The organism is Paenibacillus sp. NAIST15-1 (genome assembly GCF_001894745.1).
GTDB classification, from domain to species: Bacteria; Bacillota; Bacilli; order Paenibacillales; family Paenibacillaceae; genus Paenibacillus_B; species Paenibacillus_B suaedae.
On record NZ_BBYF01000005.1, the window covers coordinates 14,022 to 39,339 of the forward strand.

The window sequence follows — 25,318 nt, forward strand, 5'->3', positions numbered from 1 at the left end:
TCTGCAGACAAACGTGACGTCACAGCCGGAGCGTCTGGCTAATTTGGAACAGTTCGGGTACAAACAAGAGCTCAAGCGTTCCTTATCGTTCTGGGATTTATTGATTTACGGGCTTATATTCATGGTCCCGATCGCCCCATTCGGCATTTACGGCTACGTGGCGCAGGGCTCGTTTGGAATGTTATCTCTCGCGTATTTGATCGGCATGGTCGGCATGGTGTTCACGGCGCTGAGTTACGCGCGAATGTCGGAAGCGTTTCCGATTGCTGGATCCGTTTATTCCTACGCCCAACGCGGCATCAATGAACATGTCGGTTTCTTTGCCGGGTGGGTGATTCTGCTCGACTACATACTTATTCCGTCGCTTTTGTATTTGATCAGCGCCTCAGCCCTAGGAGCAATAATTCCCGAAATCCCGTCCTATGTTTGGCTGCTGATCTTTATCGGCATCAATACCGTTATCAATATTTTCGGCATCGAGATTACGGCAAAAGCAAACAAAATCATAGTCACGCTGCAACTGCTCATTCTTGCTGTGTTCATTACTGCGGCGGTTATTGCCGTTGTGAAAGGGGTTAACGGCGCCACCTTTACATTTAAGCCCCTATATGACCAAGCTCATTTCAACATCGGCACGATCATGGGGGCGGTATCCATTGCGGTGCTAAGCTTCCTTGGCTTCGATGCGGTATCAACGCTTGCTGAAGAGACAAACGGAGGCAAAAAGGCCGTCGGCCGTTCCATCGTCTTCTCTCTGCTGGTCATCGGCATCATGTTTATCGTCCAAACCTGGGTTGCGGCGCTTCTGTGGCCGGATTACACGACTTTCGAGAACGCTGATGTCGCCTTCTATCAAATCGCCGAGCTCGCAGGCGGACCTTGGCTGAAGTGGACAACCATTATCGCCACGGCACTCGCGTGGGGGATTGCCAACTCGCTGGTGGCACAAGCTGCCATTTCCCGCATCCTGTACAGCATGGCGCGCGACAAGAAGCTCCCGGGGATTCTGGCCAAAGTCCACTCTAAGTATCAAACGCCTTATGTGAGCGTCCTAATCGTCGCGGCAATTTCGCTGATCGTCACGCTCAGCTTTTCATCGCATATCGCCAGTTTGTCCTCGCTCGTCAATTTCGGAGCATTGACAGCCTTCCTGTTTCTTCATCTGTCGGTAATCAACTATTTCCTTCGGAAGCTGAAGAGCAGGGATTACTTGAATCATCTGCTCTATCCGCTCATCGGACTCGTGATTATCGGCTACGTCTGGTACAGTCTTGACGCTGCTTCCAAACAGTTCGGGTTCATATGGATGGGCATTGGGATTGTATATATGATCTATCTGAAGCTGACGAAGAAGGATGCTTCGATCGCGGAGGATCTGTAGATGCTTGTTATCTTTATGGATTAACAAAACGCTTACTTCAAGACTTTAAGTATGTAAACCTTTCGTTACTACATCATGAGGAAAGGATAGAATATGGGACAACAGGCATTAAATCAATTTCGCACATGTATTCCTTTTTTTCAACTGTTAGTAGATCCGCATCGCCAAGATATCATCCTGTGGCTTAGTGAACAGGGGCCTATGTCAGTGGGTGAAATAACAGCCCAATCTACATTATCGCGTCCAGCGATTTCACATCATTTAAAATTGCTGCGGGATCAAGGTTTAGTTACGATGGAGAAGATCGGTACAGAGCGTTATTATTCCGTAACCTTGGATATTGCTGTTGATTCGTTAAAAAAACTACTATTGTTACTTGAAACTGAGTGCCTTTAGGACATATCTTAAGGCATTTGTAATCTCCTATATGTCCAAGGGTTTGAACGCTTAGATATTTAGATGTTCGGAATTGTTGGAAGGATAAGAGCATAAGGAATTTATACAGTGAGAAGAGAAAAGGGGTGTAAAGGAATGAATCACATAGAAAAGCTGGAAGTGGATAGCATATTAGCGCAACATAAGGAATTTTTTCAAAAAGGAACGACGAATACTGTGCAATTTCGCCTCGAACAGCTGCGCAAATTAAAAGATGCCATTAAGCGTAATGAAGACCGAATTACAAAAGCACTGTATCAGGATCTAGGGAAAAGCGAATATGAGGCGTATTCAACGGAGATTGGCTTTGTATTGGATAGTATGAAGAACACAATGAAGCAAGTGAAGAAATGGATGAAGCCCCAGAAGGTAAAAACACCTCTTGCTTTGTGGCCTTCTAGAAGCCGCATTATTAAAGAGCCATATGGGACAGTACTCATTATCGGGCCATATAATTATCCGTTCCAATTGCTGATCGAGCCTCTTATTGGTGCAATTGCTGCGGGAAATTGTGCGGTACTTAAGCCTTCAGAACATACACCTCATACAACGCGAGTCGTTCATGAAATGATTCACGAGATCTTTGATAATAGCTACATCCGCGTCGTAGAAGGGGAGAAGGAAATAACGTCAGCACTTATTCATGCACCTTTTGACTATATCTTCTTCACGGGAAGTGTACAGGTTGGAAAGATTGTGATGGAGGCTGCTGCCAAGAATCTGACTCCCGTAACCTTAGAGCTTGGAGGGAAGAGCCCCGTCATTGTAGACAAGACTGCGAACTTAGATGCAGCAGCGAAAAGAATTGTATGGGGCAAGTTTATGAATACAGGCCAAACCTGCATTGCGCCAGATTACATGTTGGTACATTCGGAAGTCAAAGACGCTCTCATTTCAAAAATGAAAGAGGTCATCGTGAATTACTATGGAGAAGATCCGATGGTCAGTAAAGACTATGGCCGCATTGTGAATGAGCGCCAATTCGATAGATTGAATTCAATTCTGGAAAAAGATCGAAATAACGTAATCTATGGCGGTAAATCTGTAAGAGAGAAGTTGTATATCGAACCAACATTACTGGAGTCAGCATCTTGGTCTGATGCGGTTATGTTAGACGAGATTTTTGGGCCGCTTCTACCGATTTTGGAATACGATCAGTTGGACCATGCCATTCACACCATTCAAGAGCATCCGAAGCCATTGGCCTTATACTTGTTCACAGAGGATAAGAATTGTGAGGAAGAGGTATTGCGTAGAGTTTCCTTTGGTGGCGGTTGTGTAAACGATACGATTCTTCACATTGCGAATAGTCATTTGCCTTTCGGTGGCGTGGGGAATTCAGGCATAGGCGCCTATCATGGGAAATATAGTTTCGACCTTTTTTCACATCATAAGAGCATTGTAAAGAAGACCACAATAATCGATACCAGTTTTATTTTGCCTCCTTACAATGAGAAGAAACTGAGATTGGTCAAAAAGTTCCTACGTTAGAATTTTATTTCTTACCGATATAGGTATCATTAGGATTGTAGCAAGGATGGGATCGATGAACATGGAAGCGAAACGGTCAGCATTAGTGGTAGGAGCAACGGGTTTCATAGGGAGGGAACCGCGATGAATTTCGGTTAGGGGAAAAGGTTGGGGAAATACTTTTGAAAATGGTAAACTCTCTGCTTGTGGGGTCTGCAAGAAAATATCGTTCTATTTCAGGAGAACAGGTCGCATATGCAATGAAAGTTATCGCTTTACGAAGCAAAGAACAGAAAGTTACCATCTATCCTTCTGATGAAATTGTAAAGTTTACATCGCTTTAGAAGTATAGACCGACCACAAGACTGCCTATCTATTGGCAGTCTTTATTTTTGTGCTGTAGGAATGAGCGGCGATTTCTTATGTACGGTGACGGCAGAGCAGGTGGAACTTACCGACATCAGAAGAGAATCGGCGTAGAGGGCGAGAAAAAAGAAACAGGGAGACTGCAAGTTTTAGCCGCCTCGTCTCCATGTTCGATAATCATTGTGCCTTTCACCATGTCGATCGTAGTGGATGCTGCTATCGTTGTAAAGGCTTATTTGAAAGGGATCGATTGCTATACCGCTTCGGCTTGGACTTGGACTTAGGGATACGCTTCAATGCTCTGGCGTAACTTAGCACTTTGCGGGCGATGCTCTTGTCGGCCAAGTGCCGGAATATATAAGGGTCGGGATTCGTATTCAGCTCGATGATCCAAGGGCGCAGTCGGTTGTCCAGGCCAATATCCGCGCCGACCATGTTGAGTCCGGGATACGTGCGGCTGAGAGCTTTGGCGGCGTCATATCCGGCTTTGGAAAGGGTCTTCTCGATTTTGGACAGGTTCTCTCCGGAAACAAAAGGCTTCAGCAACGTCCGAACTTCCGTTGGTTTGCCGCCGCAATGGTAATTCGTCACGATCTTCCTCGGGTGAGCGACCCGTCCGATCATACCGGTCATCTCCCAAGCGCGTTTGCGATTGCGTTGGACCATAACGCGGATATCGAACCGGCGGCCCTTGTATTTCAAGAGATGGATTCCTTTCTGAACCAAATAAGGGCGTTTTGGTTTGTTGCGAACGATAGATTGATACATGGAAGGGAACGAATCGAACACGCGCTTCTTTTCTTTCTCTTGATACGAATAGGAGTCGTTGCCTTGTTCTACACGCATGACTCCGTTGCCGTAAGTGCCCGCTTCCGGTTTGATGTAAACCATGGAATAGCGGCGAAGCATCTTGCCAAGCGATTTTTCGTTCATTCTGCGGGTTTCCGGCACCAGCATGCGGACTTTCGGGTCTTTCAAAATGGCCTTTGTTTTCAGCCATTTGCTTAAAACGTTCTTTCGAGCGTATGTTTTCAAGCTTCGGCACCTCCTGCCATGTAATATATGCTGACTCTATCCCCCCCGGATTCAGGCAAATGTGGAGATGGAGATGAAATTTGGGCACAAACGAAAGCTGGCTTCATCTGAGAGTTTGAAGCCAGCTTAATTCGCGTATGGCTTATCCGGCTACTTTGCGCTTCGGGTGTAACTCTTTCTTTTGTGAAAAGACAGCGATCGGTAGCGTTGGGCCAGCTTATCGACGGCAGATCCCGACAGAGCGGATGGGCTGGTCGACAGACTTTTGTTGAGCGCGCTTTTGAGTCGAACTTTCTCGGGGTGAACGGAATAAACGTAATTTCCGTACGTCTCAAATTCAGAAAATCCGAACTGCTTTTTTCGGTTGACGCTATTCAGAATGGCTTTAAACCACTTCGTTCCGTGCCTCGCTTCGATTTTGTTCTTGAGCGACCGCAGCTTCGTTTTGTCGAACAACATGTAGTGCGTCACGTAAGAACGGGGACGTGGGGCTTTTGTTCCAAGTAGCTTGCGATAGGTGACGAAATATTCAGGCTGGCTCCAGTTTCGGCAATAGAACAGTTGCTTGCCGTCGGCGTAGAACCGGTGCGGCCGGATCAACACGGTATCGGCGTCGATAACCAAGAAATGCCTCTGTCTCACAACGGAACTGCTGCCGAGTTTCAACAGTTGCTGGTATAACCAGCCGGATCTCTCCCATCTTTTAGAACGGTACGCGATCTGTTTTTTTTGCAAGGGGAGAACCGTACTTTCATGAATGAAGGCACAGCCTTTGAGATGGCAGATGGCTTTGATTTTGGGGCTGTTCGGCGCCACGACGAAAATCCGGCCGATGGGATGCCGCACGTATTTCCTTACACCGTCGATCACATAGGGAAGCGTGTCCAAATCTTTGTCGATGGCCGGAATGACGACGTCGATTTTGATATCAGAGTTCGAGGCCAATGAGAATCCGCTCCTTTTCATAGTCGGTTAACGTCAGAATATGCTGAGCCGATCATTTTGGGTTGGGACTGCTGCCCCCTTACTTTCCCGTCGACAGCTTTTTTTCAACCATGACTCCGTGTATTTTGGGCTGCATCCATCAGATTGACCTCGCCCTGGATAACGTTCCCGATTGGATTTTGTGGCAGGTGTCGCAGCAGAGAGCCCCAGGAAACGACCATTAACGGTTGCATGCTGTTAGCGGTTGCACATATACTCAAAATACCGAAATTATCGGTGCTCTTAAGCAATGTGAAAGCCAAGGAAAATTCCTCGATCTAAAGGAGGCGAAACGATCGCTGTACACCACTTCCAACCCAAGCATTACCATAACACCATAGGGGCGCACGAAGCCGTACTCAAAATTGCCGACGGCGATTCCGTCGTGACATCCACAGTAGACGCCAGAGGCTTAGACTACAGAGGGGAGAGCGTCGCCGGGCGTAGAAATCCGATGACGGGACCATTCTATGTGGAAGGGGCGCAGCCCGGCGATACGCTTGCCGTACGGCTTGAGTCGATGGTGCCGAGCCGGGATTGGGGCTGGACGTTCAACGTGCTGGCGCGGAACGTCGTCGACCCAATAGCTGCCGCAGCTTTGCCGCCATTCGACATTGTGCGTTGGTCTGTGGACGCTGAGCAAGCTTCGGTTGTTTTGGAAAATCCGACGTCCGGTTTGGCCGGATTGAAGCTGTAAGCGCGCCCGTTTCTGGGCTGCTTTGGCGTTGCTCCTCAGAAAGATCAGGCGATTTCAACGGCAACGAGCGGGGAATACGGTGGGAATATGGACTATAAAGGCCTTGTAGTTGGTGTTACCGTCTTTTTTTCGGTTTTTGCGGAGGGGGCGCTCTTCCATCTTGGGGACGGGCATGCCATTCAAGGCTGTGGGGAGATTGCAGGCAACGGTGTGGAAATATCGCTCGACGTCCGTTTCACTGTTCAGGTATTGAAGGGGAAAACGATCGGTTGGCAGCGAGGCGAATCGGACACTCACTGGTTTTGCATTGGCAACGCCAGGCCGCTTGATCAAGCACTTCAGCATGCAACGACGGAAATGCTGGCTATGCTGACGAAAGACTACGGCCTGACTGCCTCGGAAGCAAGCCTTCTCCTGGGCCAGGCCGTGGAATACGAGGTGGCATAGGATGATTCTCGATGGTGCCGATGTGTCCCAAACGCTGCGCTCATGGACGAGGTTCGCATAACACATATTAAACGTATCCGATATCATGTTAATGATGACGATAACTGAGGAACTCTAGTGCAATAAAAACACGCACGTAGGCAGCCGACCAAACGATCGGCTGCCCTTTCTATGTAAATGGTGATGATGACAACAAAAAGTTAATATTTACAAAAGAACGAATGCTCGATAGTATTTTAGATGTGCTTACACTCGTAATGTATAAAATATAGAAAATAGGGGATTGTACAATCATGACAGAAGAAAAAACAAAAAAGAAGTCATCGCTAAAATACGTTATTGTCGGTGTATTACTGATCATCTTAGCCGTTACGAATCCGAATAAAGACGACTTTACTAATTATGTGAGTAAGAAAGCAGATGCAAATCACTTTGTAGCATCTGTTGCTTTTAAGCTTCTGGGAATGGAAAGAGATAATTATATTTTCTTCTCTAAGTTCTCATTTTATAACGTTAATGGAGACAAAGTTATTGTTTATGGTTTATTAAATGGTGTCTTTTTTAGTTTGTAAACAATGGTTTAACCATACATATAACCGTGTTGAGACATGAAACTTTGAAAGAAGCCTCCCCCAAAGGAGGCTCTTTATTTGCGCAAAATTAGTTAGTATAAGAGTCTTTAAAAACATGGAATATATAGGTTGACAAAAGGTTGAATTACTCGTATTATACAATTAACACATTGGTAATTGTTAAAAGAGAGAAAAGGTTGTGCTTAGCATGTCAAACAAAGAGGCCTTAGATCAATATGATGTCAAACAATATCGAACGCCAGATGGCTATACATCAGATATTGCTGTATTTACGATAGTGCCTGTTACCATCAAAGAATTCAAACCGCCTGAGATGGAGCTCAAAATTATGCTCATTCAGCGGAGTATGCTAAACAGTGAAGGAAAGCCAAATATCGAAGCAGGGAAGTGGGCATTGCCGGGTGGCTTCGTCAATCCCAATGAGACTGCCTATGAAAGTGCACAACGTGAGCTGCAAGAAGAAACAGGAGTAGAGGACATTCATCTTGAACATTATGGTGTATACGATAAACCAGGACGAGATCCGCGGGGCTGGATGATCACAAATGCACACTTTGCGATTGTTCCCGAACACAAGCTGTCCCAAAGACAGGCAAATGATGATGCCTCAGATGTTCAATTGTTCTCGGTAAAAGAGGTGATGAATCTCGATCTTGCTTTTGATCACGCACAAATCATCGCAGACGCGATTCATGTGATTCGCCAGAAGCTTCTCGAAACGACTGTCGCCAAGGAGTTTCTGCCCGAAGAATTCACGTACTCGGAGCTGCAAGCCGTTCTCCTTACGGTCACAGATGATTCCGCAATTGCGTCGGAACCGGCATTTGCAAGAAAGATCAAATCGTTGCCCTTTATCCAAGAGGTTGTAGGGAAGAAGACTACCCGAACATCGAAACGACCGACACAGTTGTACCGATTTGTCGAAATGGATCTAAACAAATCCATTTACCATACCAGAATGTGATGGATGTTAGCTGATTACAATAAGATGGTGACTAAAGGAAATAGCATTTCGAAGTCGAGGTGTGAAGTGCTATTCTAACTTTATTGTCACTACTCTTTTTTGCAATAACAATTAACAATTATGGAATAGTTAAATTAAAGGAGGAGTACACAATGAAAAAGAAAGCACTCATTAATATCGACTATACAAAGGACTTTGTTGCTGCGGATGGGGCATTGACTTGCGGAGCACCAGGGCAAGCGATTGAAGGGCGAATGACTGAAATTACGAAAGCGTTTATTCAAAGTGGTGATTTCGTTGTTTTCGCTATCGACATTCATAAGGAGAATGACGCATTCCATCCGGAAACGAAGCTGTTCCCGCCGCACAACATTGAGGGAACCGATGGTCGGAAGCTTTTCGGTCAATTGGAGGATCTGTATCAAGCAAATAAAGACGCTAATAATGTCTATTGGATGGACAAAACAAGATACAGTGCATTTGCTGGTACAGACTTAGAGCTTTTACTTCGAGCAAGAGGGATAAATGAACTTCATCTAGTAGGCGTTTGTACGGACATTTGCGTACTCCACACCGTAGTAGATGCTTACAATAAAGGTTTCGATATTGTCGTTCATGAGGATGCCGTTGCAAGCTTTGATGCCGAAGGTCATGTATGGGCACTCAGACATTTCAAGGGTTCGCTCGGAGCTGCAGTAGTCAAAAAGGAGGAAAACGATAATGAATAAGGTTGAGCTTCCGATATTCAATCATGGTGATGACAGTCTCGCGCTGCATACCGATAAATATCAAATTAATATGGCGCAGGTCTACTGGCAAAATGGCATGCATAACCGTAAAGCAGTGTTCGAAGTATATTTCCGCAAGCTTCCTTTCCAGAACGGATATGCGATCTTTGCAGGCTTGGAGCGGGTCGTTCGTTATTTGTATGATTTCCGCTTTACTGATAGTGATTTGAGTTATCTTCAGGAAGAAGGGTACAGCGATGAATATCTAGACTACCTTCGGACCATTCGTTTCACAGGAACCGTTCGTTCGATGAAAGAAGGGGAACTGGTTTTTGCGAATGAACCGATTATGCGAATTGAAGCACCACTGGCGGAAGCACAGCTAATTGAAACTGCGATACTTAATATCGTTAATTATCAAACCCTTATTGCAACAAAAGCATCTCGAATTAAGCAAGTAGCAGGTGAGGATCATTGCATGGAGTTCGGAACTCGGCGAGCACAAGAACTGGATGCCGCGATTTGGGGTACGAGAGCTGCGTATCTTGCGGGATTCGAAGCAACGTCGAATGTAAGGGCAGGGAAGTTATTTGGCATCCCTGTCTCGGGCACACACGCTCATGCAATGGTTCAAGCCTATCGAGATGAATATAAGGCATTCAAAGCGTATGCAGAAACGCATAAAGACTGCGTATTCCTTGTTGATACCTATGACACACTGAGATCTGGTGTCCCTACGGCAATCAAAGTGGCGAAAGACTTCGGTGACCGTATCAACTTTAAAGGTATCCGACTTGATAGTGGAGACTTAGCGTATTTATCGAAAGAAGCCCGTAAAATGCTTGATGAAGCAGGCTTCCCGAATGCGAAAATCTATGCCTCAAACGATCTTGATGAACAAACCATCATGAACTTGAAAACGCAGGGGGCTAGAATAGATGTGTGGGGCATTGGAACCAAGCTGATTACAGCATATGATCAACCCGCTTTGGGGGCTGTATACAAGCTGATCTCGATTGAAGATGAAAATGGAGATATGGTTGATACGATCAAAATCAGCTCGAATCCTGAGAAGATTACGACTCCTGGACGCAAACGTGTATTCCGCATCGTCAACAAGGCGAATGGGAAATCGGAGGGCGACTACATCGCACTGGAACATGAAGAACCGCAGTCGGAACAGCGCTTGCACATGTTTCATCCCGTCCACACGTATATCGCAAAATTCGTAACGGGATTTGAAGCTAGAGAACTTCATCATACCATCTTTGAGAATGGCAACTTGGTGTACGATGTACCTACGCTTAACGAAATTAGGGAGTTTGTAAAAGAAAATCTCGATGTATTATGGGATGAATATAAACGCACCCTCAATCCAGCAGAATACCCTGTTAACCTCAGTCAAGAATGTTGGAATAACAAGATGCGATTGATTGAAGAAGTTCGTAATAAAGTTCAAGCGGATCTCGAAGCTTAGAAGGAGGCTGGATGAGATGGCGAAGATCGGGATTTATGGTTCATCCTTTGATCCGATTACGAATGTCCATCTTTGGACAGCAAGCACCGTAGCGCATCGTTGCAAGCTGGACAAGGTGATTTTCCTGCCTTGTTCCAGTAAGCGGCAAGATAAACAAATGAATGTGTCGGATGAACATCGAATGAGCATGGTTCGGATTGCGATTGAGGGCAACGACAAATTTGAAGTAGACGATTTTGAAATGAATCAACCTGGCTGGGAAATTGCCACGTACCAAACCTTGAAGCATTTTCGAGCGAAATATCCGAATGACGAAGTGTATTTCATCATGGGTGCTGATCTGCTCGTCGATATCGGTGAAGGGAAATGGAAGCGGGCAGAGGAACTAATTCGTGAAAATAAGTTCATTGTCATGGCAAGAGACGGCATCAATATGCTGTCGGCCATTAGCAAATCTCCAATTCTTCGGAATGCAGATGATGGCCACACGTTTCATTTGATCGACAAAGGGCTGGCAATGGAGATTAGCTCTAGTTATATCAGAGACGAATTCAAAATGGGCGGAGAGCCGCGCTACTTGGTTCCTGATCAGGTTTACGATTACATTCAAATCAATCACCTATACAAATAATGAAAGGGGAAGCGGGATATGAATAAGCAAATCGAAATCATGAACGCATTGCATGTAAACCGCACAATTGTGCCTGCGGAAGAAATTCGTAATCGGGTGAATTTCCTTAAGGAGTATTGCCGCACAACGGGAGCGAAGGGATTTGTGTTAGGAATTAGCGGTGGGCAGGATTCGACACTTGCTGGACGATTAACCCAATTAGCGGCTGAAGAGCTTCGTGCAGAAGGCTATGAAGCCAAATTTATTGCGATCCGTCTGCCTTATGGGACACAGCAAGATGAGGACGATGCTCAGCTTGCTTTGCAGTTTATTAAGCCTGATGATACGCTGACATTCAATATTGAGACTCCTGTAAATGCTATGGCAGAAGCATATAAGGGTGCTGACGGAAGGGCCCTTTCGGATTACCATAAAGGGAACGTGAAGGCAAGAATGCGTATGATTGCACAATATGCTGTGGCAGGCGAGCATCAATGCCTTGTTGTGGGAACCGATCATGCCGCAGAAGCAATCACTGGCTTCTATACCAAATTTGGTGATGGCGGAGCTGATATTCTCCCGCTGGCTGGACTGACGAAAGGTCAAGGGCGTGAACTCTTGATCGAGCTGCATGCACAGGAACGTCTATATCTGAAGACGCCAACAGCAGATCTTCTCGACAATAAGCCGCAACAAGCTGATGAAGCTGAACTAGGTTTGGAATATGAGTTGTTGGATGAATATCTAGTCGGCAACGAGGTTGCTCCAGACGCGAAGGTGAATATTGAAACCCGCTACGCGGTGACACAACACAAACGGGAGCTGCCAGTAACCCCATTCGACCAATGGTGGAAATAAGGAAATAGACTACTGGGTCTATTAAGGTACGAGCCTCTTTTTCGAAAGGCGCTTTGATGTGAAAAAATGAAAGCTAGACTAGAAAATAAAGCGTTAGACTTAGTTAATTGTAGTAACGTAAATAGAGGATGGTTAGTTCAATATAGGAGCTAATCTCCTCTATTTTTTTTTATAAAAGAATTATTAACAATAGCTTAAAAATTTGTATAAATTATATATAGGTGTTTTCCGAGATACTCTGATTGCCCGCATGTGTGACTAACGAGGAACGATAGTTAATCAACTGCACCAAACACCTTTAGTTAGGATGGTTTATCAATCAGTATAAAGTTTCTGTCGTTGCCAAGTATTGAAATATTGAACACCTTGCTTCTAAGTTTCATGGTGAACCAGCTATGCCGCTACATTTGGAAATGTTGATTTTCCTATTCTAGATGTATAACCCAAAAATAGTAAAAAAATTCAGTGAATCATGTCATAACGCTCCCCTAGTTGGCAGCATGTTTGAATTGTAAAATGATACATAGAACAACATCCCAGATTCCTTTCCGCCTCAAAATTCTTTTGGGAGGTAATACTATGTTAAAAGAGCTTTCTGTTTCAATCCTTGCAGCAACTACGTTGTTCTCTGCTAGTTCTGGTGCAGTTCTTGCGGAGCCGCTTCAAGCCTCTGCTGTTGAGGCAAAAGCAGTGAGTCAAGCCGCAGAAAGGGTACTGGCCAAAATTGTATGGAACGACGTACCCGGTGCTGCTTGGTATGAGATTTCCATCAGGAATTTAGATACCGACCGGCAATATTTTAACAGGGAAAATAATGATAATAAGCATCTCACCTATGTGGACAGTGGTCATAAATACAGATTTTGGGTTGGTGCATTTGATAAAAATGGTAAATTGATAAAACAAGATAGCACAACTAAAAGAATAAATGATGATTCATGGATATCTCTTGAGTTGTAATCAACTCTAAAGTACAACTGAAATCGATTGATTTGGCAATTAAAAAAGAAAAATAAATAAGTTCAATCAACAAAAAAAAAGCAACGGGACATGGCCAAAATGTCTGTTGCTTTTTTTGCTTTAAAACTTAGTCTAGCGTGTGCGTGTAAGAGATTATGACTGCAAAAATGTCTCGACCACACTGAATGATTGCCGTTGTGAAAGTCTGCCGTATAAGGTGGTTTGGAAAACACAAAAAAATTTGAGCGTTATGGTGATCCAGATTCATGCGAATGGAATACGACCTCTATGTATCGGATTACGCCACGGTGGGCCATCGTGATTTTCCAGGTTGACGAACAGGAAATAAATAGATAATATTGAATTATAGTTTACTTTACTAAAGTAAACTAATTTGTAAGAGGGTTGCTTAGAAAGATTTACTTTATTTTAAAAAGGAGATGAAATGAGTGAGGTTGTTTGAAGGAGTTCTGATATTTGTTCATATCGCTTGGTTGTTTTCTTTTTCACTCAGGGCGGATGCCAAAATCAAAATAAGTGCCAATATAGCAGCATTCGCTCTGTTAACTCTTCATCTGGCAGCAGAAGGTTATCGCTGGCAGATGGCGGTGACCTATACTTTGTTTGTTGTTCTGACTGTAGTCACGTTTATGCTATATTTTCGAAGGAAAGATAAAACAGAGAACAGAAAAAAAAGGAAAGCACAAAAGCTTTTATACGCCTTGCTGCTCATTCTGTATGCGATCGGCAGCGTCGCTCCTGTAGCAATGATTCCCGTATTCCAGCTTCCCAAGCCAACTGGATCGTTCGAAGTGGGGATGAGCTCTAGACACTTGCTTGAAGAATCTCGAACGAACGCCGCTTTGCCGGAGCGAGTAGGAAAAGAGCTCATGATCCAAATATGGTATCCCGCCGAAATCAATGACGACATACAACCTATCCGTTACCAATCCTTTCCCTATGCAGAATGGGCAGGCACTATGGAATTTCTTTTTTCTACGCCCCGATTTATTTTTGACTATCTCAAGTATGGCCGAACCAACAGCATACAAGATATTGCCGTGTCCAATCTGCAAGACCGATACCCCATCCTGTTATTTTCCCATGGGTTTGGCAGCACGAGAATGCAAAGCTTTTCTCAAATGGAGGAACTGGCCAGCCATGGCTATATCGTTGTCAGTGTGGATCATATGATTGATGCGGCCTTTACGCAATTTCCCGATGGGCGGGAAGCCATGAGTAAAGCTGATGCTTATTCGTATTCCTTTACGATTGAAGATGAACGAAATGTGAGGGCAAGATCGGAAGATATGACGTATGTCCTCGATCAATTGACGCTATTGAATGAACGGGATCCAGAAGGTCTGTTCACCGGCAAACTGGACATGGAACGAATCGGTATTTTGGGGCACTCCTACGGGGGTTCAACCGCTGCTCAGTTGTTATTGGACGATGCAAGAATTTTGGCGGGGGTCAACATAGACGGCCCATTGCATGAACCGGTAGCAAGCAAAGGGCTCGACCAGCCATTTATGTTTATTTTGAATAAAGACTATCTGGATTTAGACGATGAGGAAATTAAATATACATCTATCACGCCAGAGCAATTCCGGCAATATCATAGTCAAATTAAAAAGCTTGCGGATCATCACTTTAGAGAGGGAATTAGGGCAGATACTTATCAACTTATTTTTAATGCCGGAGATCATTATTCTTTTTCCGATTTTCCATTTTTATCGCCGCTGTTGTCGAAGGGGATCGATATAGAAGAATTTCATCAAGTGATGAATCGCTACATTGTAGCTTACTTTAATCATTATGTTAAGAATGAAGAGCTTGATCCCTTGTTGTTGAAAGAGGAGCATGTAAATCAGTTTTATGACTATGAAGCGAATAAAAAGAAGAACTAGTATGATTTGACGAAATCGAAATACTTTTTTATGCTACAGGTAACTTTATTGATTGAGGTGCGGCGATGCAAGATTATCTTAAAATAGTAGAACAAATCAATCAAGCCTTTGAGCAATTCACGGCGATCGTTCAAAGGGAGGTAGCGGAAGCGAAACAACTGGAACATTTCCACCTGACCCCGCAGCAGGAGTTCATTATGTACTATATCGTCCGTAATGAGCCCGTAACGGCGAGACAAATCGCTTTATATTTGGACGTCTCGATGAGTGCCGTCAGCCACGTTATGCCCAAACTCGAGGAACAAAAAATGATCGTTCGCTGGACGAATCCGGAAAATAAAAGGGAAGCGCTGATCCGATTAGGGGAACGCGGTCTGGAATATTCCGCTTTGTTGCACCGAATCGATGAGTTGTTGGTAAGAGATTATTACTCCAAGGTGAGCATGGATGACCTCGAAGCGGTTCATAGTACTCTTCAGAAATTGGTCAAAATATCGAAAATGCAAGCAAAGAAGCAGGAGGAGTTGTAGTAAGAACGTTATTGTTTCAAAACAGCTTCCTCCTTCGGAGCAGGGTGTCCGCCTGTTAATAGAATTAACATCAATCAGTCAATAGACTTTCATTGTAGCTAGGAAGCAGGGTTTAATGAACTTAAGGGTAAAAAACACATCACACCGGAGAGTCATCTTGAACTCGTGGACGACATTTATAAAGTAGACGAAGAATATTTTCAATACGAAAAAGAATGGTGGAACTAGCCTACTATAATGGAGAGATTGTGGGACTTATCCAGCCTATTGTATGTAAGGGACGATTCATTATATAGGTGTCATTCCTAATTTTCGTGGGAAAGGATTTATTAACGACTTGCTTTTAAGAGCAATTTTTTCCTAATCTGCATGATATGCTGCGTAGAAGCAGCCCTATATAAGGCTGCCTCATCCTACACTAGGTGAATCCGGCATTACTCTTGCAAAAATTTGATCATTTCGTTGAAAGCCAAATTGCGATGTCCTGCCTGGCAGTGCTGCTCGCCGCCTGTTTCCTTGGTGAACACCTTCGTCGTGATAGACGCCGCATTGCATAGTTCATTTTGAATTTGCGGCAGTCGGCTGATCGGAACATACTGGTCATTCTCTCCGGCCAGCAGCAATACATCTTGATTGATAAACGAGCCGATCCCGGCCATCGTATGCTTCTCGAAATTTTTGAGCATAGCGAACGGCGTTTTCTCGCCCGTGTTTTCCATTCCTTTTATGACTTTCCAGCTCAAATCGATGCTGTCCTTCATCATGTTTTCGATCATGGCATTAACTTGATCAGCTTCATTGGCATCCAAAAGCGTGCTTAGCTTGTTCCAGACATCTTCTGGCATTCGAATCTTCAATGCATCCAGACCGCTATAGAAAATATTGAACGCAATCACTTTATCGATCCGCTTCTCAAAAGCGGCGGCCCTCATCGCCAAATAACCGCCCCATGAAGCTCCCAAGATGCTTACGCGATCGATCTTAAAGTAATCGATAACCGCTGCAAGCGGCTTTTCCCAGTTATGAATGAATTTCAAGCCGTTTTTAAGCGCCGTACCTTGTCCCGGACCGTCAAAGACAATAATATGATAGTTAATTCTTTTTATGAAGTTCATCATCTTAACCATTTCTTCCATGTATGAATCATATCCGCCAAATACGAGCAGCGTTTGCTTGGCGCCGGGCGTTACCAATTTAATCGCTGGCAGATAGGAATGTTCATACGGAATTTGATAGGACTTATAGTCAAAATCATGGAAACCTTTGTAGAAAGTCTCGCGGTATTTTTGATACATATTCTCTTTGGCCGGATTCGACGGATTCAGATAAAACTCAGCAGCCTGATAATAGACGGAAGCCAGATCATAATCCTGGCGTTCTTCCCGCATAACCGCATATTCCAGCCAAGATTCATACCAGCTGTTCATATCCTTCAATCTTGGAATTATTCCTTGCAAATCGCTGTTTGCCCGTTCGTCTTCCTGATAAAAATCATTTAAAAAACGGTTGATTTGCAAATTGAATTGTTCATTGGCAACATATTGTGTAAACATACAATCCCTCCTTTGCGTTGTTACAAGGCCATCTTATTGGAAGGGGCTTCACCCAGCAACAAGCAAAAAAGTTCATTGCGTACGAAATCGAACGATATGTACGCCAATCCACTTTTTACAGCCATTTTGTCGATAAATACGATCTTCTGGAGAAACTTGTTCAACAGCATGCAGCTTCATTCGAGCAAGAAATATTGCGGCGTTTTGACTCCATGAAACAAGACAATGTGGCTGAAGATATCGAAATGATCGTCGAACAAACGGTTAAGCAAAATACCGTAATTTCCACACTGTTAAACGTACATGTACCTTCGGCGGATTTGCATGTGGAATTCGAGAAGATTTTATATCAAACTTGTTTATCCTTTCTGGGAAAGGAACTTACGGCACCAGCTGTATCAATAGAATATCTGGCCCGCTTGTATGCGGCAAACGCCATGGTATTGTTGCACTGGACTTTACAACATGGCAAGGATGAACATGCGATTGACCTTGCTTATCAAATGCAAAAGTTTATTTTTGACCGAATTTCATAAGTGAAAATATGAGATGTAGACTACATTAACCATTTAATGAAACATATTTTATGCTGTTAAACGACTCAAAGGTACCCTTGTTTGTGAACAGCAATGTAAAAAAATGAAAGTACTAGACTGAAAAATAAAGTGTTAGACTGAGTATATCAAGCAGGGGGCTCACGAGGAGGATACATACATGTATACGTATCATTTTGAGAAAGTAAAGATTGGGTTGTCGTCGCAAAAAAACGTAGAAACTAAGGTGCAAGAGATCATCCACAAACATGCTAAGGACGGCTGGCGCTTAGTTCAAGTTATCCCACCATATCATGGAGCGTGTACTCTGAGTTTCGAAATCATCTTTGAGAAAAAAGCATAAATAGCTAAGAGGGAAATAGATTATCGCTGTTCGATAGTCTATTTTTTTTTATATATTGAAGAATTCCAGCCAACAGATGGTGAGAATTCCATTAGGGAAAAAGGTTATGACCTAAGGCATAGAAAAAATAATATCGACTTTCTAAACAAATATGTTTCAAAAGTGTTGGAAATAAGATATCCTAAATATGGGAGTCATCTGATATTGAAAATGGAGGCGTTTTCATGAATGGTTGGATTCAGGCTGGTACGGTAGATGAGCTGAGAGAACGGGGATCGAAGCTAATCAAGGGTGGCATCGTTGTTTTTTATCACGAGGATAGAGTGCATGCGCTTGACAACCGGTGCCCTCACCTTGGTTTTCCGCTTCACATGGGAAGTGTGTGCAATGGAATTTTGACATGTCATTGGCATCATGCGCGGTTTGACGTATGTTGTGGAGGAACGCTTGACCCTTGGGCGGATGATGTACCTGTGCACGATATAACCGTTAATGACGGATTCATTTGGGTCAACCCGAATTCCCGGAACGGCAATCAAGTTCAACGGTATAAAGACCGACTTCTGAGTGGTATTGAGCAAAATATCGGACTTGTCATCGCCAAAGCTGTAGTCGGATTAATAGAAGCTGGCGTTCCTGAGACGGAAATCGCTGCAATCGGGATCGAAATAGGAGTCAAACAACGCAGGCAAGGGTGGGGATCTGGATTAACGATCCTGACCGCGATGGTCAACATCCTACCTAAGCTTGATAAACAAGGTCGAATTCTTGCGTTATTTCAAGGCTTGCTACATACGGCACGCGACTTTGCCAGAAGTGGAACCCGCTTCTTGCTCGATTCACTCCCTAATACGGGCGTTTCCGAAGAACGGTTAACAGAATGGTATCGTGATTGCATCGAAGTTCGGGATACGCAAGGCGCGGAAAGGGTGCTGCTGACCCTCGTGAAGGCAGGGGCGGATGAGAAGCGATTATTCTCAATGATGAGCATGGCGGCAACGGATCACTTCTATATTAACGGAGGCCATACACTGGATTTTCATAATAAAGCATTTGAGAGTTTGAAGTATGTCGGGCAAGAGCAGCGTAATTATGTCCTTGCTTCACTCGTTCCGATGTTTGGAAGCGCATCTCGAAGCGAAGAGCTTCATAGCTGGCAGTCTCCGATCAATTTGGTTCAGCCATTAAAAGAAGCGTTCGAGGAGCTATCTAATAAGGGGATTGCATCTGATAGCAGGGAGGAATCTGGCATCGATGAAGAGGAGCTGCTCCTAGCTCTACTCGGAGACGATCCGCTCAGGACGGTTAGCATGCTGAAGGAAGCTCTACTCAATGGCGCCTCTCCGGTTCGAATCTCGCAAATTGCCACATTGGCAGCGGCTGAACGGGTTGTCCGGTTTCATATGCAAAACGATTTCGGAGACTGGATTTCGGTGCTGCACACGTTTACGCACGCTCACGCTGTTCACGAAGGTTTGATCCGTTCCGCCGACCCATGGTTGGTTCGTGGGATTTTTCATACAGCAGCTACGATTTACCTTGATCGGTTTTTGAACATCCCTGCGGCTCCGAGACCGTCTGCAACTGGTAAGACCAAGGAAGTGCCGCAGCCCGCCGAGCTGCTTGAGATTCTCGACAAGCAGCAACAGGTGGCGCCGGCAGCGGAATGGGTAATCCGGTATCTGCGCAGCGGCGGGAAGCCGGAGCCTTTATTTAATGTATTGGGGCATGCGCTGCTTCGAGAGGATGCGGAATTCCACTCCTTCCAGATGTACGAGGCGGCCGTAGCAGAATATGACCGCTGGGCTTCCGAGTCGGGAACGTTCGCAGAGAAAGCCCGTGAAACACTGATTCTTGCGGTTACCCGTTATTTAGCGGCGCATGCTCCTACCTCACGTGAGACTCCTCATACGGCGACAATCGCATGGAGGCTCCATCGAGGAGAGAAATTGTTCGAAGAAGAATGAGTGTTAGACTGACCCGAGTATAAAGCCATCGGCAGTCTTAGACCGGATCAATAAAGTTCTATACTGCCGATGGTTTATTGAACTAAGATAACTATAACTATAGCGAGGAAGCAGTTTCATTGAACCTAAGGAGGAATTGATACATGTCTTCAAGCTATGAGAAAATTGCTTTTGTCTGGACTGAACCAAAGGAAAAGGTAGTGGTGCCAGATCGCTGCGAATTTACAAAAGTAATCCCGGAATTAGAGGATATTGGAGTTTGGAGAAATTTTGCCGATACGGATGTGGAAAATACCCAATGAGGAATGCATTTGAAAATACAAGATACGAAATTAATAAATAGGAATAGATACAATTTAAGGGCCAAAGACGGATAATTTCCGTCTTGGCTTTTTTAATTCGATAATTAGTTGCTTGCCAAAGTAGGCCGGCACAGAAGCCAGTTTCTTTTTCAGCGCTTATTGATATTTACCAGTTTAAGAGGAATGAAATTAAATTTACAGTTGTAATAGTTGCATGTATCGGTTATATTTACATATGTAATAGTTAATCTAAGATAAGAAGGGAGGACAAACAATGGAGAAAATGCCCAAGATTTCGGAATCTGAGTGGGAGATCATGAAAGTCATTTGGCGGGAAAACCCGATGACAGCCGAGCAAATTGTGCAGCATTTGCCGGAGGGCACGGACTGGAGCGATCAGACGGTCAGAACCTTCATCAACCGGCTAATGAAGAAAAAAGCGCTGGGTTACCAGAAATCTGGAAGAAGTTATCTGTATTATCCGCTAATTCCGGAAAAAGAGTGCGTGCGCGCGGAAAGCCGTTCTTTTTTAAACCGAGTCTTCAATGGCGCAGCTGGATTGATGATGACCAATTTTTTGGAGGAGACCCAGCTATCAAATCAGGAGATTGAGCGATTGCAGCAAATTTTGCTGGAGAAGCAAGGAACAGAATCTAAAGATTCAAAAGACTGATCACAGCCTTACAAGCGTGAAATTTAACCAAATGAGGTTATGCCATGGATATCGCTGAACATCTTTTCAATTGGTTTGTTGCTTCGACGCTGATGGCAAGCGCGGTTGCAGTCGTGGTGCTAGCAGTTCAGCATCTGTTCCAAAGACGCATCCATGCGCGTTTGAGGCACGCACTATGGCTAATTGTATTGTTGAGGCTCATGCTGCCGGTTCTGCCGCAAAGTCCGGTAAGCTTGTTTAATGCAGTTCCTACACTGACAAGCATAAAAAATGCTGTCTTCGGGCTTTCGTATCAGCTGGGTAAGCCTGACACGATATCCGAACACAGCCAAATAGAAAACACCAATCAATCTCATTATACAACGAATGAAGCTGAGAAGAACACTGTTTTTCAGCCTCTTATGACCATGAAGGATACGGAAGAACAGGCCGAAGCGGGCATAGAGAGAGAAAGCCACCCGGCTGTTCGTGTGCTGGCTGTAGTTTGGCTGACGGGTGCGGTCGTCTTGCTCGGATATAACCTGACCTACTGGCTGCGCTTCCTAAGAAAACAAAAACATTTCAGTCCTGTCGACAGTCCTGCGATATTGAAAATTGCGGAACAATGTCGAATCTTATTTTCCATTAAACGCCCTGTGGGGATATACGCGGATCCATCCGCTCAAAGTCCGTATATTACTGGAGTTTTCCGTCCAGCGGTCTATTTGCCGAAATCGCTTATTTCAGAAGCAGTCAATGAACAACTTCTCAAGCACGTGATCGCGCATGAGCTGGCTCACTACAAACGAAAGGATACGATCTGGAATATGATCGGTAGTCTGGTGTTTGCTGTTCACTGGATGAATCCATTCGTATGGTTCATGCTGCGGCAGATGAAGGCCGACCGGGAGCTGGCCTGTGATGCCTGTGTCCTGGAGGCGCTTGGGGAAGAGGAGGCTGTGCCTTACGGCATGACGATTATCGGATTTCTAAGACGGTATGCTACGGGAAGAAGTCAGGCTCATCTTCTTTATTTCAAAGGCTCTAACGGTCAAAGAGAAATGATAAGGAGAATTAGTATGATTCAATCTTTTAAAAAGGGTTCATATAAATTATCAATGATGGCAGTCATTCTCGTACTCTTGATCGGTACGGCAACGCTGACAAATGCGAGCGCATCCGAAGGGGGAGCTTCCGCTTGGATTCATGCCGAAGACGGCGGGAATGAAATGCTATTTCCGAATGAAGAATTCCGGGTATATGATAACCTTGAAAAAGGGGCGAAGGTGGCACCGTTTACATTTAAAGTTCCTTCCCTGCTGCCAGAGGGCTATGGTTTTAGCAAGTTGAGCATTCAATTCGATGCTTCGTCACCGAGTGTCAGACTAGATTATGTTAAGGCTAAAATAAACAAAAGTAGTGGCAACTTCAGCTTGAGAATTAAGCCAGGCACTGATCTTCAGAAACAGTATGATCAAATTTTCAAGGGAGAGCAAGACAGAATCGATCAGAAGGATAGCGGGAAAGTTATAGAGAGAGAATCCCTATCCTTAGCCGGCATAGAAGAAGGCTACAAAATTACGATTCGCATGACCACCTGGAAGGGACAGCCGGAAAGATATTATTATATCTGGAAGGATCAAGGCATAAGCTATGAATTAAGCTCCTACATCTTGTCTAGCAGCGAAATGGAGCAAATGATAGGTTCCATGAAATTTCCCGAGGCCAAGGTGAACAAACTTCATGAAGACAATGAGTATCATGGCATAATCTTGACCGGTTTGTATGATGCCGAGGATATCCGACGTGCTCAGAAGCTGGTGGGTTTTAAAGCCGCTTTTCCGCGCAAGCTGCCCGGGGAATTTGCCGCCAGCAGTTCCTATGTTTCCCGTAAAGCGAATTTCAATCATGTAGAGAATGATGAGGATTCCATGCGCAAACTGTTGAATGTCCGTTATAGCCGAGGCGATCACAAACAGAAAAATAAAGCTGATTCCGGCATCCGAGACGTTTCATTTAAGCAGATGTTAAACGGGAATATGTATCAGGAGATGAAAAAGAACGGCCAGGCTTCTTATTCGAAAATTGACGGTGAACGGAATAATGTTAAGCTCACGGCCATAACTCTACAGGGGAAAGAAGTACTTCGTACAGAACCTTACAATCTGGATGGCGAACCTAAAGGACCTAATGATCTTAGACTAGTCAGCTACTTCTGGTTTGACGGTAAGGTTTGTTATCAGGCCGTTTTCAGCGGACAAGGACCGGAGGAGCAAAAAATAGTGGAATATTTAATGAAGCCGGACCGGAAATAGAAGTCAATAAAATCATGCCAAAGTAGGCCGCCACAATCACAGTGGTGGCCTACTTAATTATTGAAACACTTACATGGTAATCCTTTACATGTGGTCAGAATATTGATATAGTAAATACGTAATTAAATATTACGTAATAACGTATATTTGGAGGTGGTATTCATTAGCAACGAAGAATTGCGTATTGAGATAGACGCATTGAAAACACAAATGGCAAGACTAGAACAACTCGTTCGAAATATTGCAACCAGTCGTCCTTCTGTTGAGCTGCCGGACGAGATTCATGCAAGTAATGAAAGTGAATCGTCTGGTTCCGTTTATTATGCTGGTCAGTATCAATCAAATGGACAATTATTGCGTTGGGAACCAAAAGAAAGACAATTAAAGCAGTTACTTCATATAGGCACCGATAAAATTTCAAAAATACTTTCAGCCTTAGGCAGTAAACCGCGTCTCGATATTATAATATCCATTCTTACAGAGTCACTTACTGGTACACAAATCGTCGAAAAGTTAGGTTTGGGTACCACTGGCCAGTTATATCACCATTTGAAGGCATTGCAAGGTGCAGACTTGTTATCACAGGACAAAAGTGGACGCTACACATTACCTGATCATCGGAAATTACCACTACTTTTGTTATTATCAGCCGTGGTGGATATGTTAGATACTAGCGATTATTTAGACATGGTCGAGGTAAGAAATTCTGCAGGTTCATATCTGGGGGAAATAAGCAAGGATGGTTTTGATGCTAATTTGCTTTTATGGGCAGTATTGGAGAATTCAATACTTGAGCACGTTGCCGGTTACGTGAGTGAGGTTCATATTTTCTTACATCAACATGGGGATGCAACCGTTAGCGATAACGGTAGAGGCATACCCGTTGGAGCATTTCAAGACAGTAATAAATCAACGGTACAAACTGTATTAACAGACATCGAAAGATTTAGCAGTGAGGCTCCGTACCAAGCACCTGGCGCGGAAAAAGGTATCAGCATTGCAATCGTCAACGCTCTTACCTACCGTCTTACTGTTGAAGTCCAAAGAGAAGGTTATATCTATCGCCAAGATTATAAGCACGGGATTCCACAATCCGATCTAATGACGGTAGGCGTAACACAATCTAATGGTACTAGTATAACCTTTAGACCCGACCCTGAATTATTTGGCAGAGGATTCGATCGAGATACACTTAATCAACAAATAGAAAGATTGGCATTGTCGTATCCGGACTTGACCGTTTATTTACATTAAGACGACGAGGAGGAACGTTATGGTTGAGACAATTTATACGAATGAGGATATCCTGACTATGCTCGATTCCTTATTAAAAGAACAATCTACATTTAATTGGGATACTTTCTATTCTGAAAGAGGTAGGTCAGTTCCGTTTTTCATTAATGCCCCAGATGAAAACTTGGTTCAATATTTCAAGGAAAAATGGATTACACCAGGAGGAAGGGGCCTAGAACTGGGTTGTGGACCGGGAAGAAACGCTATTTATTTGGCTAAGCAAGGGTATGACGTTGATGCAGTAGACGCATCCAATGAAGCTTTGCAATGGGGGAATGAAAGGGCTAAAGAGCAAGGGGGCAGCATTCGTTTTATTTTTAAAAACATTTTTGATTTGGACATTCAGAAGATACAATACGATGTAATATACGATTCTGGATGCTTTCACCATATTGCTCCGCATCGAAGAATTGATTATGTAAACCTGATTAACGAAGGTTTAAAACCTGGTGGATTCTTTGGAATCACTTGTTTCGTTGAGAATGGTAATGTAGGTGGCTCTGATATTACTGATTGGGAAGTTTATCGTCAACGTAGTCTAAGAGGAGGACTTGGATATACTCCTGAGAAATTAAAGACGATATTTAAAGACTTTCAAATTGTTGAAATCCGGAGAATGAAGGATATAGAACAACCAAGTGACTGTTTTGGTACATCAGGATTATGGGCAGCTTTGTTTCAAAAGAGAGCGGATTAATATCAAAAGGGTGTTATTGTAGGTACCTCTCTCATGCTCGGTACGTTCGTTGCCAAGAGAGTGGCGCAGCGTATGAGTATTGCCTCATTCCGATATGTATTGGATGTTCTCCTCTTATGTTCAGGGCTTTCGATGCTGTGGACTGGATTCGCTCTGTAGTGATAGTTCGACAATATAACAGAATTTTCTGCACTAAT

At 44.1% G+C, this 25,318-nt stretch carries 26 protein-coding genes; 22 read left to right on the plus strand and 4 right to left on the minus strand.

Annotated elements, in window-relative coordinates:
- Positions 1–13 precede the first annotated feature (13 nt).
- The 3 genes from PBN151_RS13090 to PBN151_RS13100 all read left to right on the plus strand — a co-directional run bounded on the left by PBN151_RS13090 (position 14) and on the right by PBN151_RS13100 (position 3,307).
- Positions 14–1,381: an APC family permease gene (locus tag PBN151_RS13090; RefSeq protein ID WP_072729306.1), complete on the plus strand. Its 1,368-nt coding sequence runs from the start codon at positions 14–16 to the stop codon at positions 1,379–1,381.
- Positions 1,382–1,474: 93 nt separating this feature from the next.
- A complete protein-coding gene (locus PBN151_RS13095) occupies positions 1,475–1,777 on the plus strand; it encodes an ArsR/SmtB family transcription factor (protein WP_072729307.1) in 303 nt (100 codons plus the stop codon).
- A 135-nt stretch (positions 1,778–1,912) separates the two neighbouring features.
- Positions 1,913–3,307, plus strand: a complete 1,395-nt coding sequence (locus PBN151_RS13100) for an aldehyde dehydrogenase (RefSeq protein WP_072729308.1) — start codon at positions 1,913–1,915, stop codon at positions 3,305–3,307.
- A gap of 561 nt (positions 3,308–3,868) precedes the next feature.
- Here the strand turns inward: PBN151_RS13100 and PBN151_RS13105 are convergent.
- Complete coding sequence (locus PBN151_RS13105; RefSeq protein ID WP_072729309.1) at positions 3,869–4,687, minus strand: YheC/YheD family protein; 819 nt, start codon at positions 4,685–4,687, stop codon at positions 3,869–3,871.
- 150 nt (positions 4,688–4,837) lie between these two features.
- A complete protein-coding gene (locus PBN151_RS13110; RefSeq protein ID WP_072729310.1) occupies positions 4,838–5,653 on the minus strand; it encodes a DUF6492 family protein in 816 nt (271 codons plus the stop codon).
- Between the two features lie 403 nt (positions 5,654–6,056).
- On the opposite strand from PBN151_RS13110, the gene PBN151_RS31910 reads away from it, so the two are divergent.
- The 11 genes from PBN151_RS31910 (at position 6,057) to PBN151_RS13160 (ending at position 15,445) form a co-directional block, all read left to right on the plus strand.
- Complete coding sequence (locus tag PBN151_RS31910; RefSeq protein WP_370510418.1) at positions 6,057–6,368, plus strand: acetamidase/formamidase family protein; 312 nt, start codon at positions 6,057–6,059, stop codon at positions 6,366–6,368.
- 51 nt (positions 6,369–6,419) lie between these two features.
- Positions 6,420–6,815 (plus strand): acetamidase/formamidase family protein, encoded by a 396-nt coding sequence (locus tag PBN151_RS31915; RefSeq protein ID WP_227774692.1) that lies wholly within the window; start codon positions 6,420–6,422, stop codon positions 6,813–6,815.
- Between the two features lie 293 nt (positions 6,816–7,108).
- Entirely contained in the window at positions 7,109–7,387 is a 279-nt protein-coding gene (locus PBN151_RS13120) for a hypothetical protein (protein WP_072729311.1), read from the plus strand.
- A 208-nt stretch (positions 7,388–7,595) separates the two neighbouring features.
- A complete protein-coding gene (locus PBN151_RS13125) occupies positions 7,596–8,372 on the plus strand; it encodes an NUDIX hydrolase (protein ID WP_072729621.1) in 777 nt (258 codons plus the stop codon).
- Between the two features lie 152 nt (positions 8,373–8,524).
- Positions 8,525–9,100, plus strand: coding sequence for a cysteine hydrolase family protein (locus PBN151_RS13130; RefSeq protein WP_072729312.1), 576 nt, complete (start codon positions 8,525–8,527; stop codon positions 9,098–9,100).
- On the plus strand, positions 9,093–10,577 hold the full coding sequence (locus tag PBN151_RS13135; RefSeq protein WP_072729313.1) for a nicotinate phosphoribosyltransferase: 1,485 nt from the start codon (positions 9,093–9,095) through the stop codon (positions 10,575–10,577). Before PBN151_RS13130 ends, PBN151_RS13135 begins: the two co-directional genes overlap by 8 nt.
- A 16-nt stretch (positions 10,578–10,593) precedes the next feature.
- On the plus strand, positions 10,594–11,208 hold the full coding sequence (nadD, locus tag PBN151_RS13140; protein ID WP_072729314.1) for a nicotinate (nicotinamide) nucleotide adenylyltransferase: 615 nt from the start codon (positions 10,594–10,596) through the stop codon (positions 11,206–11,208).
- Positions 11,209–11,226: 18 nt separating this feature from the next.
- Positions 11,227–12,045, plus strand: coding sequence for an ammonia-dependent NAD(+) synthetase (gene nadE / locus PBN151_RS13145; RefSeq protein ID WP_072729315.1), 819 nt, complete (start codon positions 11,227–11,229; stop codon positions 12,043–12,045).
- 579 nt (positions 12,046–12,624) lie between these two features.
- Positions 12,625–13,005, plus strand: coding sequence for a hypothetical protein (locus PBN151_RS13150; RefSeq protein ID WP_072729316.1), 381 nt, complete (start codon positions 12,625–12,627; stop codon positions 13,003–13,005).
- Positions 13,006–13,454: 449 nt separating this feature from the next.
- Complete coding sequence (locus PBN151_RS13155) at positions 13,455–14,915, plus strand: alpha/beta hydrolase family protein (protein WP_072729317.1); 1,461 nt, start codon at positions 13,455–13,457, stop codon at positions 14,913–14,915.
- 65 nt (positions 14,916–14,980) lie between these two features.
- Positions 14,981–15,445 (plus strand): MarR family winged helix-turn-helix transcriptional regulator, encoded by a 465-nt coding sequence (locus tag PBN151_RS13160; protein ID WP_021252308.1) that lies wholly within the window; start codon positions 14,981–14,983, stop codon positions 15,443–15,445.
- A gap of 434 nt (positions 15,446–15,879) precedes the next feature.
- Here the strand turns inward: PBN151_RS13160 and PBN151_RS13165 are convergent, their stop codons facing one another.
- Together PBN151_RS13165 and PBN151_RS31250 are read right to left on the minus strand one after the other, a co-directional pair.
- On the minus strand, positions 15,880–16,998 hold the full coding sequence (locus tag PBN151_RS13165; RefSeq protein WP_072729318.1) for an alpha/beta fold hydrolase: 1,119 nt from the start codon (positions 16,996–16,998) through the stop codon (positions 15,880–15,882).
- A gap of 20 nt (positions 16,999–17,018) precedes the next feature.
- On the minus strand, positions 17,019–17,168 hold the full coding sequence (locus tag PBN151_RS31250; RefSeq protein WP_227774631.1) for a hypothetical protein: 150 nt from the start codon (positions 17,166–17,168) through the stop codon (positions 17,019–17,021).
- A 57-nt stretch (positions 17,169–17,225) separates the two neighbouring features.
- Here PBN151_RS31250 and PBN151_RS30730 point away from each other — a divergent pair, with 57 nt between their 5' ends.
- The 8 genes from PBN151_RS30730 to PBN151_RS13200 all read left to right on the plus strand — a co-directional run bounded on the left by PBN151_RS30730 (position 17,226) and on the right by PBN151_RS13200 (position 25,121).
- Positions 17,226–17,534 carry a hypothetical protein gene (locus tag PBN151_RS30730; protein WP_227774633.1) on the plus strand — a complete coding sequence of 103 codons (309 nt, stop codon included), beginning with the start codon at positions 17,226–17,228 and terminating at the stop codon, positions 17,532–17,534.
- A gap of 178 nt (positions 17,535–17,712) precedes the next feature.
- The gene (locus PBN151_RS13175) at positions 17,713–17,895 is read left to right on the plus strand and encodes a DUF4177 domain-containing protein (RefSeq protein ID WP_072729320.1); all 183 of its coding nucleotides are present in this window, start codon (positions 17,713–17,715) and stop codon (positions 17,893–17,895) included.
- A gap of 224 nt (positions 17,896–18,119) precedes the next feature.
- Entirely contained in the window at positions 18,120–19,862 is a 1,743-nt protein-coding gene (locus PBN151_RS13180; RefSeq protein ID WP_072729321.1) for a Rieske (2Fe-2S) protein, read from the plus strand.
- Between the two features lie 143 nt (positions 19,863–20,005).
- Positions 20,006–20,164, plus strand: coding sequence for a hypothetical protein (locus PBN151_RS31255; protein ID WP_175560700.1), 159 nt, complete (start codon positions 20,006–20,008; stop codon positions 20,162–20,164).
- Between the two features lie 274 nt (positions 20,165–20,438).
- The gene (locus tag PBN151_RS13185; protein ID WP_072729322.1) at positions 20,439–20,837 is read left to right on the plus strand and encodes a BlaI/MecI/CopY family transcriptional regulator; all 399 of its coding nucleotides are present in this window, start codon (positions 20,439–20,441) and stop codon (positions 20,835–20,837) included.
- A gap of 44 nt (positions 20,838–20,881) precedes the next feature.
- A complete protein-coding gene (locus tag PBN151_RS13190) occupies positions 20,882–23,131 on the plus strand; it encodes a M56 family metallopeptidase (RefSeq protein WP_072729323.1) in 2,250 nt (749 codons plus the stop codon).
- 210 nt (positions 23,132–23,341) lie between these two features.
- Complete coding sequence (locus PBN151_RS13195) at positions 23,342–24,385, plus strand: ATP-binding protein (protein WP_072729622.1); 1,044 nt, start codon at positions 23,342–23,344, stop codon at positions 24,383–24,385.
- 19 nt (positions 24,386–24,404) lie between these two features.
- Positions 24,405–25,121, plus strand: coding sequence for a class I SAM-dependent methyltransferase (locus tag PBN151_RS13200; protein ID WP_072729324.1), 717 nt, complete (start codon positions 24,405–24,407; stop codon positions 25,119–25,121).
- Positions 25,122–25,318 lie beyond the last annotated feature (197 nt).